General features: G+C 54.7%; 14 protein-coding genes. 12 read left to right on the top strand and 2 right to left on the bottom strand.

Annotation, left to right across the window (positions count from 1 at the left end):
* The 12 genes from asd to BLO43_RS12015 all read left to right on the top strand — a co-directional run bounded on the left by asd (position 1) and on the right by BLO43_RS12015 (position 12320).
* Positions 1 to 1113, top strand: a complete 1113-nt coding sequence (asd, locus tag BLO43_RS11960) for an aspartate-semialdehyde dehydrogenase (protein ID WP_090907247.1) — start codon at positions 1 to 3, stop codon at positions 1111 to 1113.
* Between the two features lie 31 nt (positions 1114 to 1144).
* On the top strand, positions 1145 to 2203 hold the full coding sequence (locus tag BLO43_RS11965) for a type IV pilus assembly protein FimV (RefSeq protein ID WP_090907248.1): 1059 nt from the start codon (positions 1145 to 1147) through the stop codon (positions 2201 to 2203).
* 139 nt (positions 2204 to 2342) lie between these two features.
* Positions 2343 to 3149, top strand: coding sequence for a tRNA pseudouridine(38-40) synthase TruA (truA, locus tag BLO43_RS11970; RefSeq protein ID WP_090907249.1), 807 nt, complete (start codon positions 2343 to 2345; stop codon positions 3147 to 3149).
* Between the two features lie 46 nt (positions 3150 to 3195).
* Positions 3196 to 3822, top strand: a complete 627-nt coding sequence (locus BLO43_RS11975) for a phosphoribosylanthranilate isomerase (protein WP_090907250.1) — start codon at positions 3196 to 3198, stop codon at positions 3820 to 3822.
* Positions 3809 to 5005 carry a tryptophan synthase subunit beta gene (gene trpB, locus BLO43_RS11980; protein WP_090907251.1) on the top strand — a complete coding sequence of 399 codons (1197 nt, stop codon included), beginning with the start codon at positions 3809 to 3811 and terminating at the stop codon, positions 5003 to 5005. The genes BLO43_RS11975 and trpB overlap by 14 nt, the downstream gene beginning before the upstream one ends.
* 17 nt (positions 5006 to 5022) lie before the next feature.
* Positions 5023 to 5844 (top strand): tryptophan synthase subunit alpha, encoded by an 822-nt coding sequence (gene trpA, locus BLO43_RS11985; protein WP_090907252.1) that lies wholly within the window; start codon positions 5023 to 5025, stop codon positions 5842 to 5844.
* Positions 5841 to 6710 (top strand): acetyl-CoA carboxylase, carboxyltransferase subunit beta, encoded by an 870-nt coding sequence (gene accD / locus BLO43_RS11990; protein WP_090907253.1) that lies wholly within the window; start codon positions 5841 to 5843, stop codon positions 6708 to 6710. The genes trpA and accD overlap by 4 nt, the downstream gene beginning before the upstream one ends.
* A gap of 70 nt (positions 6711 to 6780) precedes the next feature.
* Positions 6781 to 8094, top strand: coding sequence for a bifunctional tetrahydrofolate synthase/dihydrofolate synthase (gene folC / locus BLO43_RS11995; RefSeq protein ID WP_254773453.1), 1314 nt, complete (start codon positions 6781 to 6783; stop codon positions 8092 to 8094).
* Positions 8095 to 8120: 26 nt separating this feature from the next.
* Complete coding sequence (locus BLO43_RS12000) at positions 8121 to 8735, top strand: SPOR domain-containing protein (RefSeq protein ID WP_090907255.1); 615 nt, start codon at positions 8121 to 8123, stop codon at positions 8733 to 8735.
* A gap of 70 nt (positions 8736 to 8805) precedes the next feature.
* Positions 8806 to 9315, top strand: a complete 510-nt coding sequence (locus BLO43_RS12005; protein ID WP_090907256.1) for a CvpA family protein — start codon at positions 8806 to 8808, stop codon at positions 9313 to 9315.
* A 119-nt stretch (positions 9316 to 9434) separates the two neighbouring features.
* Positions 9435 to 10955 carry an amidophosphoribosyltransferase gene (gene purF / locus BLO43_RS12010; RefSeq protein ID WP_090907257.1) on the top strand — a complete coding sequence of 507 codons (1521 nt, stop codon included), beginning with the start codon at positions 9435 to 9437 and terminating at the stop codon, positions 10953 to 10955.
* Between the two features lie 183 nt (positions 10956 to 11138).
* Positions 11139 to 12320 (top strand): O-succinylhomoserine sulfhydrylase, encoded by a 1182-nt coding sequence (locus tag BLO43_RS12015; protein WP_090907300.1) that lies wholly within the window; start codon positions 11139 to 11141, stop codon positions 12318 to 12320.
* Between the two features lie 32 nt (positions 12321 to 12352).
* Here BLO43_RS12015 and gspF read toward each other — a convergent pair whose 3' ends face one another.
* Together gspF and gspE are read right to left on the bottom strand one after the other, a co-directional pair.
* Entirely contained in the window at positions 12353 to 13558 is a 1206-nt protein-coding gene (gene gspF, locus BLO43_RS12020; RefSeq protein WP_090907258.1) for a type II secretion system inner membrane protein GspF, read from the bottom strand.
* A 251-nt stretch (positions 13559 to 13809) separates the two neighbouring features.
* Positions 13810 to 15282, bottom strand: a complete 1473-nt coding sequence (gene gspE, locus BLO43_RS12030) for a type II secretion system ATPase GspE (protein WP_090907259.1) — start codon at positions 15280 to 15282, stop codon at positions 13810 to 13812.
* Between the last annotated feature and the right edge of the window lie 9 nt (positions 15283 to 15291).

Here is a 15291-nt window from a genome sequence, read left to right on the forward strand (position 1 = left end):
ATGAAACGAGTGGGATTTATTGGCTGGCGCGGTATGGTGGGTTCAGTACTGATGCAGCGAATGCGGGAAGAAAATGATTTTGCACTGGTAGAGCCGGTGTTTTTCACTACCTCGCAGCAAGGAGGAAGAAGTCCGGATATCGGCCGGGAAATATCGCCGCTCAAAGATGCCTACAATATAGATGAGCTGAAGGCAATGGATATCCTTATTTCCTGCCAGGGAGGGGATTATACCAGTGCGATCTTCCCCAAGCTGCGGCAGGCTGGCTGGCAGGGATACTGGGTCGATGCAGCTTCAACGCTGCGCATGGGGGGGGACGCAGTCATTATTCTTGATCCGGTTAACATGCCGGTTATCAAGCAGGCCCTGCACGATGATGTAAAAAATTATATCGGCGGCAATTGTACGGTCAGTTTAATGCTGATGGCGGTGGGTGGCTTGTTCGAAGAAGATATGGTGGAATGGATGAGTGCCATGACCTATCAGGCGGCTTCCGGTGCCGGCGCACAGAATATGCGGGAGTTGCTGCTGCAAATGGGCGAAGCCCATCGAGTGGCAAAAGATTTATTGGATGATCCTGCCTCGGGCATCCTTGATATCGATCGGGAAGTGGCGGGAACGTTGCGCAACGGGAATTTTCCAACTCAGAATTTCGGCGTGCCGCTGGCGGGTAGCCTTATTCCCTGGATAGACAAAGACCTCGGGAATGGTCAGACACGGGAAGAATGGAAAGGACAGTCCGAGACGAACAAGATTCTGGGGCGAAGTGATCATGCCGTTCCGGTTGATGGTATCTGCGTTCGTGTCGGCGCCATGCGTTGCCACAGTCAGGCGCTGACTATCAAGTTGAAGAAGGACGTTCCGCTGGACGAGATTGAAGATATTCTTTCAGCTTCCAACAACTGGGTGCGGGTGGTTCCCAACGACCGCGAGAGCACGATGAAAGAGCTGACTCCCGCCATGGTTACCGGAACGCTAGCCATACCGGTAGGACGGCTGCGCAAGCTTGCCATGGGGGGAGAATATCTTTCGGCGTTTACAGTGGGCGATCAATTATTGTGGGGCGCGGCGGAACCGTTGCGCAGAATGCTGAGAATTCTAGTAGAAGCCTAACCTTGCGAGTGTTCTTCCCAAAGAGCGTGCAGTGCCTAAACCTGTTTCCAAAGCTTGTTTGCTCTTAGTGGCATTTCTGTTCCCGGCGCTGGCTCATGCGGCGAATTTGGGCAGAGTGACTGTCAATTCCACTCTGGGTCAACCATTCGACGCAGAGATCAATCTGATTGCGGTAGAAAAAGAGGAGAAGGCTTCCTTAACGGTGCGGCTCGCACCACAGGAAATTTTTCGTCAGGTCAATGTTGATTATGTACCTCTTCTTTCCACCTTTAAAGCGAGTATTGAGAACCACTCCAACGGAAGCCCCTACATCAGGATAGTTTCTCCGCAACCTGTCTCCGAGCCGCTTCTGCATATCTTGATCGAATTGAGTGGGCTGTCAGCGCGAGTGTTGCGGGAGTACACCGTTGTGCTGGCTCCCCCGGAAATTGATGCGCATCCACCTATAATACCGGTAAGTCAAATCCATCTTCCCGCTTCCGTGAAAGCGGAATCCGCTACGGCTGAGAGATCAGGTCTACCCCTCAAGAGCCCCATTATCGTTGAAAACACGCTCGCGCCGGAATCTGCGCCGGTTAGCAAGGCTCATACTGTCTATGGCCCCGTAAAGCACGGCGACACTTTAACTGGAATAGTGAGAAATATTGTTCCCCCTTCCGGCGTAAGCTTTAATCAGATGCTGGTTGCCGTTCATCGCGCAAACCGGGATGCTTTCTTCGGCAGTAATATGCATCAGCTTAAGGCAGGGCCAATTTTGCGGATACCGGACAATAGCGAAATCGGTGCAATAACCGCAGAAGAGGCTGACAAAGAGGTAAAAAATCAGACAGTGGATTGGAACCGGCAGAGGCCATCAGGGGTAATAGAAGTGGCCAAAGAACCAAAACAAACTGATACGGGGAAGATAGAATCCGCCGCCGATGCGGAAATCGGAGGGCCTTCAGTTCCAAAGCTTTTTCAAGGCGAGGGATCATGGAACGCCGGCAACAATATGGGCGTGACGGGCCCAGGCGGGAACGGCATGGGTGAAAAGGGCATCGTCGGGAAGCGTGTGAACGGAAGAAACAGCGATGGGATGGGATGGAGGTAGGCGGCGTGCAGGATCCAATCCATGCGATGAGAGAAGCGCAGCATAGCAAGAGCACGCTTAGTGAGGGCAATGAGCGGATCGCCCCCTTCTACCTTGTCCAGTTGCGAGATTTTAGGATAGTCATGACGGCGCCTATTGTGTGAGAATCGCGCTGATACTGGAATACGACGGCAGTGCTTACTGTGGCTGGCAAAGCCAGCTATCAGGTGGTTCCGTGCAGGATGCACTGGAAGCCGCATTGTCGAAAATCGCATGTGATGACGTTCGGGTGGTTACCGCGGGACGCACCGATTCGGGAGTTCATGCCGCATATCAGGTGCTGCATTTTGACACTCAGGCGCAACGGCCAATGAATGCCTGGGTGCGCGGGGTCAATGCCTTGTTACCCGTCAGCATCGCGGTATTATGGGCATCACAAATCCCCGATGATTTTCACGCCCGCTATTGCGCCAGAGAGCGCTGCTATCTTTATCTGCTATCGAATCATGCCGTGCGCCCGGGGCTTTGTCACGGCAAGATAGGCTGGTTTCATCAGACTCTTGATGCGGAAAAAATGCAGACAGCCGCACAAATGCTGCTGGGTGAGCACGACTTCAGCGCCTTTCGTGCCGCCGAATGCCAGGCTAGATCTCCTGTGCGTAATTTGACAAAACTCGAGATTACGCGACAGGGAGACCTTATTGTATTCGAACTGCGTGCCAACGCGTTTTTGCATCACATGGTGCGCAATATCGTCGGATGCCTGATTTATGTGGGCAAGGGCAAATATCCTCCTGAATGGATAAAGACATTGCTGGCAGGCCGTGATCGTCGTCACGCAGCCCCTACTTTTCCTGCCGCGGGGTTATACTTGGCGGGGGTCGCCTATGATGCCAAATGGAAGCTCCCCGGTTTTGTCGAACCGCCGCTTGCTTTGGTGTTGCCGAGAATAGGCAGGCTGGCTTGAACCTGAAACCGGCAGAATCCAAATTCCGATAAAGCAAACTGAAGGCATGGCCATCCGGGTTAAAATTTGCGGTATTACGCGTATTGAAGATGCGCTGACGGCAGTGAGTTTTGGAGCGAGCGCCATTGGCCTTGTATTCTGGAGACAGAGTGCGCGTTATGTCGCGCCCGCTAAAGCCCGGGAAATTATTGCCGCGCTACCGCCATTCATTAGCGCGGTGGGTGTGTATGTTGATCCGGATACGGAATGGGTAAAGGAAACTTCCTCCATCGCGGGCCTGAATCTGCTTCAGTTTCATGGTGATGAGTCTCCGGAATTTTGTCAAAAATTTGCACTGCCTTATATCAAGGCGGTGCGCGTCAGGACGGGTGTAGATTTGCTACAATACGCAACCCGTTATACCGGTGCCAGGGGATTGTTGCTCGATACTTATGTTAAAGGCGAGCCGGGTGGCACCGGACATGTGTTTGACTGGAATCTGATCCCACGGGATTTGCCATTGCCGTTGATACTTTCGGGCGGGCTGCATGCCGCCAACATTACTGGCGCAATCAGGCAGGCCCGGCCTTGGGCGGTGGACGTATCGAGCGGTGTGGAAGCTGCCAAAGGCATCAAGGACGCGGAGAAAATTGCCGCTTTCATGCAAGGAGTGCGAAATAGTGAAAGTTTATGATCTTCCTGACAGTCACGGCCACTTCGGTCCGTATGGTGGCGTGTTCGTTGCCGAGACGCTGATGACGGCGCTGGAGGAACTGCGCGTTCAATATGAGCACTATCGTGGTGATGCCGACTTCCAGGCCGAGTTTGCCTATGAGTTGAAGCACTATGTGGGACGGCCCAGCCCCATCTATCATGCAAAAAGATGGTCGGCGCATCTGGGGGGGGCGCAGATTCTGCTGAAGCGAGAAGACCTGAATCATACCGGCGCGCACAAAATCAACAATGCCATTGGACAGGCTCTCCTTGCCAGGCGCATGGGCAAATCACGCGTCATTGCCGAAACAGGTGCTGGTCAGCATGGCGTGGCCAGTGCCACGGTAGCTGCGCGTTATGGGATGGAATGTGTGGTATACATGGGCTCGGTGGATGTGGAACGCCAGGCCGCCAATGTTTACCGGATGAAACTGTTGGGCGCAACGGTGGTGCCGGTCGAATCAGGTTCCCGAACACTGAAAGATGCGCTCAATGAGGCCATGCGCGATTGGGTGACCAACATTGAAGATACGTTCTACATCATCGGCACGGTGGCCGGACCGCATCCCTATCCGATGATGGTGCGTGATTTCCAGGCGATTATTGGACGGGAAGCGATTGTGCAAATGCAGGAAGAGTACGGGCGCCAGCCGGATATATTAATCGCGTGCGTGGGGGGGGGGTCCAACGCAATTGGCCTGTTTCATCCTTATCTGGACAGTAACATCCGCATGATCGGCGTGGAAGCGGCGGGGCTCGGCATTGAAAGCGGCCGGCATGCCGCTACCCTGACGCAGGGAACGCCGGGTGTGCTGCATGGTAATCGCACGTATCTGATCCAGGATGAAAATGGGCAGATCATCGAGACACATTCCATCTCGGCTGGCCTGGATTATCCGGGTGTCGGCCCGGAACACGCATGGCTCAAGGACAGCCATCGTGCCGAATATGTGGGCATAACCGATGATGAGGCATTGACGGCCTTCCATGACCTATGTCACTACGAGGGCATTATGCCTGCGCTGGAATCCAGCCATGCACTGGCGTATGCTGCCCAGCTCGCCCCCACACTCAGCCGGGACAAGCTGCTGCTGGTGAATCTCTCCGGCCGCGGGGATAAGGATATGGCCACCGTGGTGCGCGCTTCCGATATTACTTTCTAATTCAACTTCCTATTTTCATGTCACGCATTGCAACTACCTTTGACGAACTGCGTCAGCAGGGAAAAAAAGCGTTAATTCCTTTTATTACCGCCGGTGATCCCGAACCTGCGATGATGGTGCCGCTGATGCATGAACTGGTGAAGGCGGGCGCCGATATCATTGAGCTGGGCGTACCTTTCTCCGATCCCATGGCCGATGGGCCGACCATACAGCGATCCTCCGAGCGGGCTTTAAAGCACAATGTTGGCTTGAACGATGTTCTGACCATGGTCGAGAAATTCAGGGAAAACGACATTTCCACGCCGGTGGTGTTAATGGGCTACGCTAATCCGATAGAAGCGATGGGGTATGAGAAATTCACGGTCAGAGCAAAAGCATGTGGCGTAGACGGGGTACTGACGGTAGATTACCCGCCGGAAGAGTCCGGGGAATGGGTGAAATATCTTGAACGCCAGCAGATCGACGCAATCTTCCTGCTGTCTCCCACGACCCCGCGGGCACGCATCGAACATGTGGCGGAAATGGCCAAGGGATATGTATATTACGTTTCGCTAAAAGGAGTGACTGGCGCGCTAAACCTGGATCTGAGCGATGTATCCAACAAGCTGACCCAATTGCGTTCCTTCATTTCCATTCCCATTGGCGTCGGGTTCGGTATACGCGACAGCGCAACAGCCAAGGCGGTGGCGGAGCTTGCCGACGCAGTGGTGGTGGGAAGCCGCATCATCGAGGAGATAGAGAATTCGCCCAAAGGAAAGATGCTGACGAATGTGAGTCGTTTGGTAAGAAGCCTGCGAAGCGCAATCAACGAAGTGGCTATTGATCACGCAAACCCATGAGCTGGTTTCAGAAACTTCTCCCACCAAAAATCAAGCGCAAGGAAAGCGGCGAAAAAAAAGCCGTCCCTGAGGGACTGTGGAGCAAATGTGCCTCTTGCGAAGCCGTGCTGTATTACTCTGATCTGGGAAATAATCTCAACGTCTGCCCCAAGTGCAACCATCACAACCGTATCTCGGCCAGAGTGCGCCTTGATTTGTTACTGGACGCCGAGGGACGCTATGAGATCGGCGCGGAAATACTCTCGCTCGATCCGCTTAAATTCAAGGATAGCAAGCGCTATATTGACCGGTTATCGGATGCGAAAAGGGATACAGACGAAGACGATGCCCTGGTGGTGATGCAGGGAAGTGTAAAAACAGTTCCCCTGGTCGTAGCAGCTTTTGAATTCGGTTTCATGGGCGGTTCAATGGGATCGGTGGTGGGCGAGCGCTTCACGCGCGGGGTGAGGGTCTGCGTGGAACAGCGTCTGCCCTTCGTGTGTTTCGCCGCCAGCGGTGGGGCGCGCATGCAGGAAGGGTTGTTGTCGCTCATGCAGATGGCCAAGACATCGGCGGCGCTGACTCAGTTGAGTCAGCATCAGCTTCCTTTTATCTCGGTGCTGACTGATCCCACCATGGGTGGCGTATCGGCCAGTTTTGCTTTCATAGGTGACGTGGTAATCGCTGAGCCAGGGGCGCTGATTGGTTTTGCGGGACCACGCGTGATCGAGCAGACGGTACGGCAAACCCTGCCGGAAGGCTTTCAACGAGCCGAATTCCTGCTGGAACATGGCGCGATAGACATGATCGTAGACCGCAGACGCATGCGCGACAAACTTGCCAACCTGTGCACGTTACTGATGCATACATCCGCGCCGGTCTCGTAATTGCTGACTGCGCTTCAGTCTGATCGTATCCCGGCTTTATGCTACATGTATGAAAGGCCATGAGGCGCCGATGATGGATTTGGACTCAAAATCCAGAACGCTTTCCGGCTGGCTGAGCTATCTTGAGCGTCTCCATCCCGAGGCTATCGAAATGGGGCTGGAGCGTGTAACTCGCGTCTGGAGCGAACTGGGCCTCGCGTTACCTTTTCCCATCATCATAGTTGGCGGGACCAATGGCAAAGGGTCAACGTGCGCCATGATGGAGACAATTCTGAGCTGTGCCGGGTACCGCGTGGGTTGTTACACGTCGCCACACCTGCTGCGTTATAACGAGCGGGTGCGGATAAGCCGGCAAGAGGCCAGTGACGGAGAATTGTGCAGTGCTTTTGATGTTGTGGAATCAGCCCGCAGCGGCAGCGGTGTTTCCCTGACTTATTTCGAGTTCGGTACGCTGGCGGCGATGCAATTATTCAGTCAAGCCGGCGTGGATGTTGCGATTCTGGAGGTGGGGCTGGGTGGGCGGCTGGATGCGGTCAATATTTTTGATGCTGATTGCGCGGTGCTCACCAGCATCGACTTCGATCATATGGACTATCTCGGCAATACTCTCGAAAAAATCGGATTCGAGAAGGCGGGAATTTTCAGAAGCGGGCGGGCTGCAGTCTGTGCGGAGCCAAATATTCCCGCGAGTGTCCGGCATCATGCACATACCATCGGTGCGAATTTGATGCACATCGGTGAACACTTCGGCCATTCAGCCAACGCAGCCGATACTACACTATGGGGTTACTGGGGGCCTGGCGGAAAACGTCATTCGCTGCCCTATCCCGCCCTGCGCGGCGCCTATCAGTTGCACAACGCCAGTGCCTGCCTGGCGGCGCTTGACGTTGTCCGGGATCGTTTGCCGGTTACCATGAGCGACGTACGCCAAGGTTTGCTGAACGTCGCATTGCCAGGGAGGTTTCAGGTACTACCCGGCCGGCCGGCGACGGTGCTTGATGTGGCGCATAATCCTGGTGCCGCGCATGCGCTGGCCATCAACCTGGGCGGGATGGGACGCTTCCGGAAAACTTATGCCGTATTCGCAATGCTCAAGGATAAGGATATCGCCGGTGTGGCGCGAGCGCTTGCGGGAAAGGTGGATATATGGCTGACCGCTGGCATTGATGTGCCACGTGGTGCCTCGGCAAATGAAGTGCGGCAGGCGCTGGAAGCGGCGGGTGTGGATAGCGCTGAGGAGGCTATTCATACTTTTACTGATCCCGCCATGGCTTATGCGTATGCCTGTGAGCGAGCGGCTGAAAATGATAGAATTTGCGTATTTGGCTCGTTCCATACCGTAGCCGAAGTATTACGGTACCGGAACACGGTTGAGCACGGATAGCGATCAACTACCGGATTTAGATTCAAATGGCAAAAGCTGTCAGCGAAGAAGAGATTCAACTTAGAAAGCGTGCGAGAAGGCGCCTGGTTGGTGCAATTACGTTAGTGATCGCAGCGGTTGTGATTTTGCCGATGGTGCTGGATAGTAAACCGGAGCCGCGAAGTCAGGAGATTGACATCCGTATTCCATCGGAAGAGGCCGCGGAGGAATTCATTCCTGGAAGCGCCCCCGGTATGAAAACACCTGCTCCCGAAAAAACCGTAACTGGCGTACAGCAGGAAACGCAAAAAGAACCCGGACCACCCGTAAAGTCCGCTCAATCCTCGAATGAGCCGGTGGAGAAGCCGGCTGTGGATGGGAAGAGTACAAGTACCAAGGTTGAATCAGGAGTTGCCAAAGCCACCGACGCCACGGCTATGTTTGTAGTGCAATTGGGCGCGTTCTCTGATCCGGCCAAAGCCCGGCAACAGCAGCAAAGTCTGGCATCCAAGGGCACCAAGGTTTATACGGAGACGCTCAAGACCGACAAAGGGGAAATAACGCGCGTGCGCGCCGGCCCTTTTGCCAGCCGCGAGGAAGCGGAGGTTGCCCGCGAGAAATTGAAGAAGCTGGGGCTGGATGGCGTAGTCACAGATAAATAGCGCCGATGAATTTATGGAATCCGTTGCCGCATAGGCAAATCGCGCTTGTGTAATTTTGCTCTCGCTACGAATGACTATTTTTGATTACGCTGTTCTTGCCATACTTGTTGTATCGATTCTACTGAGCGTGATGCGTGGGGTCGTACGCGAATTGTTTTCGCTGGCGGGCTGGGTAGTCGCATTCATGGTGGCGAATTCGTTCGCGGCGGGATTTGTGTCCATGCTGCCATCCAGCATTACCGGCGAATCGCTGCGTATGTTGCTGGCATTTGCTGCGGTGTTCTTGTCGACGTTGCTGGCGATGGCGTTGATTACCATGTTGATATCGGCTCTGGTAAAGACCGTGGGACTGGGATTCGCCGACAGGTTTTTTGGTTCGTTATTCGGGTTTATGCGCGGGTTGCTGGTCGTGCTATTGATGGTATTGGCAGCGGGGCTGACCGCGTTGCCACAAGAGCCGTTCTGGCAGAAGGCTTTACTGAGCAAGCCATTGGAGACAGCGGCGATGATGGCGATACCGTGGTTGCCAAAGGATTTGTCCGGGCGCATCAGTTACGTGAAACTGAAGAGTGAACAATGAGCATTTGCAAATATAATAGATACTTATAACGTCCTGCGTATTTGCCGGTACGTTATGAGAGAAATTTCTTTGCGCTTTCCTGTACAGCGTTATCCAAGTTACTTTTACGGAGTGCAATGATGTGTGGAATTCTGGGTCTGGTCGCACAAGCTCCCGCTAACCAATTGCTATACGATGGGCTGCTGGTACTTCAGCATCGTGGACAGGATGCGGCCGGCATCGTTACCGCCCAGGACAACACGTTTCATATGCACAAGGGCAACGGGATGGTACGGGATGTATTTCGCACCCGGAACATGCGTGCGCTGACTGGCAATATGGGTATCGCGCATGTGAGATATCCCACCGCGGGTTCCTCCGAATCTTCGGCCGAGGCGCAGCCATTTTATGTCAACTCGCCGTTTGGCATCGTACTCGGGCATAACGGCAACCTCACCAATGCGGCACAACTCAATCAGGAATTGTTTCGTGAGGACCTGCGTCACGTCAATACGAATTCCGATTCGGAAGTACTCCTTAATGTGCTGGCTCATGAGTTGCAGCAAAGCACGAAAAACTATCATCTTGACCCCGCCGCCATTTTTGCCGCGGTGTCGGGGGTCCACCGGCGTTGCCGGGGCGCATATGCGGTCGTGGCAATGATCGCCGGTTATGGGTTACTGGCTTTTCGCGATCCTTATGGCATACGCCCGCTGGTGTTCGGTTGTGCCGATACCGAACAAGGGATGGAGTATCTGGTGGCCTCCGAGAGCGTGGCGCTCGATACGTTGGGGTTCAAATTGGTGCGGGATATCGCGCCGGGAGAAGCGATTTTTATCGATGGAGACGGGAATTTCTACAATAAACAATGTGCCGCTCATCCCGTGCTTAATCCATGTATCTTCGAGTATGTCTATATGGCGCGCCCTGATTCGGTGATGGACGGTATTTCAGTATATGAAACGCGGCTGAACATGGGTGAGAGCCTGGCCGACAAAATTACCAAAACCATGCGTCATTTAGATATCGACGTGGTCATTCCCATTCCTGATTCTGGCCGCCCCAGTGCCTTGCAACTGGCAAATCGCCTGGGAGTGAGTTTCCGTGAGGGTTTCGTCAAGAACCGCTATATTGGCCGGACCTTCATCATGCCAGGACAGCAGCAGCGGCGTAAATCGGTGCGCCAAAAGCTTAATGCCATGCGCGTGGAATTTAGCGGCAAGAACGTGCTGCTGGTAGACGATTCAATCGTGCGCGGGACGACCAGCCGGGAGATCGTGCAAATGGCGCAAGGGGCAGGGGCACATAAGGTATATTTCGCTTCCGCCGCCCCACCGGTCAGGTTTCCCAACGTCTATGGGATTGATATGCCGACACGCGAAGAACTCATCGCGACTGGCCGGGATGATGACGAAATCTGTCGCGAGATCGGTGCCGATCACCTCGTTTTCCAGGAACTCGACTCCCTCATAAAAGACGTATCCCGGGTCAATCCATCCATTACGCATTATGAAACATCCTGCTTCGATGGTCGTTACATTACCGGTGATGTCACCGAGGAGTATCTGGCCGTTCTGGAGGCGCAACGCAACGGCGGTGCTCCATTGTCGCGAACCGGGTCCAGCACGCAGCTGGATCTGAATCTGGCGGCGGCGGATTAAGGCTGGGAAACTGGAAACCTATCCGGAATTTCATTGATGAGTATTTGACAAAAACAGTTACCGAGCGTAGTTTAATGATGTGCGCCGATTTGATGTTCAGCTTGCGGGCGCGTTATAAATTCGGCTAAAGCGGGGAACCCGTTTTGGCAAATGCTGAGCGGGTTTTTTATTTGGGGGATTCGCATGTCTGATGATTTTGAACTGGAAACATTGGCACTGCATACGGGTATTCACCGCAGCCAATTCAATGAACACTCTGAAGCTTTATATCTGACTTCAAGCTTTGTATTTGACAGCGCCGCCCAAGCCGCGGCGCGCTTCTCCGGCGCGGAACCGGGAAATATATACTCGCGCTTTACCAATCCCACGGTGACGGCTTTCGAAGAGCGGCTTGCGGCCCTGGAAGGGGCGGAAGCCTGCGTAGCGACTTCTTCAGGCATGTCGGCAATACTTGCCTGCGTCATGGGGCTGCTTTCCGCCGGGGATCACGTGATTGCATCGCGCAGCTTGTTCGGGGCCACGGTGAACCTGTTCAATAATATCCTCAAGCGCTTCAATATCGAGACAACTTTTGTTTCCGCCACCGATATTGCGGCCTGGGAGGCGGCGGTAAAACCTAATACAAAATTATTGTTCATAGAAACACCCTCAAATCCGCTCACCGAAATTTCGGATATCGCCGCGCTTGCGGCGGTGGCAAAAAAAGCCGGCGCATGGCTTGCAGTCGACAATTGCTTTTGTTCACCGGCACTGCAACGGCCACTGGATCTGGGCGCAGATCTGGTGATTCATTCCGCTACCAAGTACCTTGAGGGTCAGGGCAGAGTGCTGGGGGGTGCGGTACTGGGAAGGCGGGATCTGGTGATGGAACAAGGGGTATTCGGCTTCTTGCGTACCGCCGGACCGACCCTGAGCCCATTTAACGCCTGGGTAATTCTGAAAGGAATGGAAACCCTGAAGGTTCGTATGGAGACTCATTGCGCAAATGCCCTGCAAATTGCCCGCTGGCTGGAAGCGCAGCCCGGCGTGGCAAGAGTTCATTACCCTGGCCTGCCGTCGCATCCACAGCATGCGCTTGCCAAACGCCAGCAGAAAGCCGGCGGTGGTATTGTTTCATTTGAATTGAAGGATGGAAAAGAGGCGGCGTGGCGAGTGGTGGACTCTGTCCGGCTGATTTCGATCACCGCCAACCTGGGCGATACCAAGAGTACGCTTACACATCCAGCCACGACCACCCACGCGCGTATCAGTCAGGAAAACCGGGATGCGGCGGGTATCACCGACGGTCTCCTGAGAATCGCAGTGGGGCTCGAAGCGGTCAAGGATATCAAGGCAGATCTGGCAAAGGGATTAAACGCATCATAGCGTGTTCTACGGGTAACCAATTCAGAAATTCCTTAATGCACCAGCTGGTTAATCTCGATAATGGGAAGCAGTATAGCGAGAACGATAAGTAGCACAATTCCCCCCATTACCAGGATCATTACGGGCTCAAGCAGCGTCAGAAATACTGCCAGGCGCCGTTCGAGCGCCCGCGTTTCAAGTTGTGCGGCGCGTTCGAGCATTTGCGCCAGTTTGCCGCTCATTTCCCCGCTTGCCACCAGATGGACAAGCAAGGGTGGAAATACGCGTGTTTCACGCAGCGCCCGGGCGAGGCCCGCCCCTTCGCGTACCCGCGCGATGGTGTCTTCGATGGCCTTGCGCATTACTACGTTACTCATTACGCGCGCACCGGAACTGAGCGCGGTAAGAAGCGGCACGCCGCCCCCGACCAGAATCGAGAGAGTGCTGGCGAAACGGGAGGTGTTTTCACCGCGAATGAGCGATCCCAGCCAGGGCATTCGCAGCAGCAGGGCGTGCCACCGGTACTTTGCCCTGGCGTGACGCAGCATCATGCGGGCGCCGATCAGACCGCCAGTGGTAGCCGTGAGAAGATAGGGCCATGCCATGCCGAGAAAATCGCTCAATCCAATCAGCGCACGTGTTAGAAAAGGCAGGCTCTGGCGTGAATGCTGGAATACCTGTACCACTTGCGGCACGACATAAACCAGTAGACCGGTAACAATCAGAATTGCTACCACTGTAACCAGAATCGGATAGAGAAGGGCAAGGCTGGTTTTTTGCTTCATGGCCTGCCGTGCATCGAGATAATCTGCCAGATGCTGCAAGATTAGAGGCAATGCGCCGGATTCCTCCCCCCCATGCACCAGTGCGCGGTAGAAATCGGGGAAGCTCTTGCCGTAGCTGCCCAGAGCACCGGCGAGGGAGAGCCCTCCCGTTACCTCGGTTTTAATGCCGCCCAGCAATTCTCGTGTCGCGGGTTCGGTGGACTCCTCGATCAGCGCCGTTAGCGACTGCTCCACAGTCAACCCGGCCGACAGCAACGTCGCCAGCTGTCTTGTCAAGAGACTCAGTTCAGCCGAAGAAATGCCCCGCGTCCAGAGCAGCTGCGCCTGCTCCCGGGCCCGCACCTGATCGACCACCGAAGGCAACAAACCCTGGGCACGCAATTGCGCACGCGCCTGACGCGGCGTATCGGCCTGCACCACGCCGGATACCGTACGGCCCGCTGCGTCAAGCGCTTCATAGCGGTATGCTTCCATTAACCTAAATCCGGTAGTTGACCGCTCATTTAATAGATTAGTATTATGATTAATAAAAATATTTTGTATTGTTTGACGCTCGTCTTCCGGGTGAGGCCACTACGGGGTGAATTGCACAGTTTTTGCGGCACATGACTGCGTTGCAACTCCTTGGAATGGAACAACCATTCCGCGTTGTTGCGCCTTGCCCCGTACCCCAAAAACCGTACACTTCACACCGTCCAACTACTGGATTTAGGATTAAGGAGGCCCTATTCGCGCGTCACGCGCACGACTTCTTCCAGACTGGTTACGCCTTGTGCAACCAGGCGCATGCCATCATCCCGCAGTGACCGCATGCCGCGGGAAATCACATACTCTCGCAGGTCTTGCTCGGACGCTCGGTCATGAATGTGGCGGCGCAGGTCGTTGTCAACCGTCAGTAACTCATAAATACCCGTACGACCCCGATAGCCGGAGTGATTGCAGGCAGTACATCCTTGTGCTTTATAAAAAATGTTGGTTGCCGAATCGAATCCGAGGGATTGCAGCTGCGCCACATCGCCGGCGAAGGGTTCGCGGCATTCCAGGCAAAGCCGGCGTACCAGACGCTGGGCACCCACTCCAATCAGGCTGGACGCGAGCAGAAAGGGTTCTACACCCATATCCACGAGCCGGGTGACCGCGCTTACCGCATCGTTGGTGTGCAGGGTAGCGAATACCAGATGACCGGTAAGGCTGGCCTGCACCGCGATCTGCGCGGTTTCAAGATCCCGGATTTCTCCGATCATGATGACATCGGGGTCCTGGCGCAAAATGGTGCGTAAAGCCCGCGCAAAACTCATTTCAATGCGGGTATTTATCTGCGTTTGACTGATGCCATCAAGATCATACTCGATGGGATCCTCAACAGTCATGATATTGAGTGTGGCCGAATCAAGCCGTGAGAGCGCGGCATAAAGCGTGGTTGTCTTGCCTGAGCCGGTGGGGCCGGTCACCAGGATAATACCGTGGGGCTCCTGGATAAGCCTGTCCATATGCGCCAGTGTGGCATCATCCATGCCGAGCCGCGACAGGTCAAGCCGTCCGGCTTGCTTATCAAGCAAACGCAGCACCACGCGTTCGCCATGGACGGTGGGAATCGTGGATACGCGTACGTCAATCGGTCTGCCGGCCATTCGTAACGTAATCCGCCCGTCTTGCGGCAGGCGCTTCTCCGCAATATCAAGGTGCGCCATGATCTTGATGCGTGAGACGAGGGCAGCGTGCAGCGCGCGCGCCGGTTCGATCAGATCCCGGAGCGTACCGTCGATGCGTAATCGCACCACCGAACGGGTTTCATAGGGTTCAATGTGAATATCCGAGGCGGTATTGCGTAGCGCCTGCGTAAACAGCGCATTAATGAGACGGATAACCGGTGCATCATCCTGGCTTTCGAGCAGATCTTCGACTTTTGGCAATTCCTGCAATAACCTGGAGAGGTCTATATCCTGCGCCAGATCACCGGCAAGCGCGGCGGTACCAGCTGCCGCACCGTTATAGAGGGTGGAAACAAGCTCGTCAAACTCTACGGTACCAATACGACGCGCATGCAAGGGGACGCCAAGAACACGGCGCAATTCCGCCAATGCGCTGATTTGTGCGCCGCTGCGGACAGCTACTTCCGCCAGACCATTATCGATGGAAGTCACGACGACGCCGCTGGTCTTGACAAACGCATAGGGGACTCTATCCGAGAAAGTCATGGGGTGAAG

It is taken from the genome of Nitrosospira sp. Nsp13 (genome assembly GCF_900101945.1).
Classification (GTDB): Bacteria; Pseudomonadota; Gammaproteobacteria; order Burkholderiales; family Nitrosomonadaceae; genus Nitrosospira; species Nitrosospira multiformis_D.

Excerpts from the sequence above, each read along its gene's own strand:
- asd (WP_090907247.1), top strand. The coding sequence starts at position 1 with ATGAAACGAGTGGGATTTATTGGCTGGCGCGGTATGGTGGGTTCAGTA.
- BLO43_RS11975 (WP_090907250.1), top strand. The coding sequence starts at position 3,196 with ATGGCCATCCGGGTTAAAATTTGCGGTATTACGCGTATTGAAGATGCG.
- trpA (WP_090907252.1), top strand. The coding sequence starts at position 5,023 with ATGTCACGCATTGCAACTACCTTTGACGAACTGCGTCAGCAGGGAAAA.
- accD (WP_090907253.1), top strand. The coding sequence starts at position 5,841 with ATGAGCTGGTTTCAGAAACTTCTCCCACCAAAAATCAAGCGCAAGGAA.
- folC (WP_254773453.1), top strand. The coding sequence starts at position 6,781 with ATGATGGATTTGGACTCAAAATCCAGAACGCTTTCCGGCTGGCTGAGC.
- BLO43_RS12000 (WP_090907255.1), top strand. The coding sequence starts at position 8,121 with ATGGCAAAAGCTGTCAGCGAAGAAGAGATTCAACTTAGAAAGCGTGCG.
- BLO43_RS12005 (WP_090907256.1), top strand. The coding sequence starts at position 8,806 with ATGACTATTTTTGATTACGCTGTTCTTGCCATACTTGTTGTATCGATT.
- purF (WP_090907257.1), top strand. The coding sequence starts at position 9,435 with ATGTGTGGAATTCTGGGTCTGGTCGCACAAGCTCCCGCTAACCAATTG.
- BLO43_RS12015 (WP_090907300.1), top strand. The coding sequence starts at position 11,139 with ATGTCTGATGATTTTGAACTGGAAACATTGGCACTGCATACGGGTATT.
- gspF (WP_090907258.1), bottom strand. The coding sequence starts at position 13,558 with ATGGAAGCATACCGCTATGAAGCGCTTGACGCAGCGGGCCGTACGGTA.
- gspE (WP_090907259.1), bottom strand. The coding sequence starts at position 15,282 with ATGACTTTCTCGGATAGAGTCCCCTATGCGTTTGTCAAGACCAGCGGC.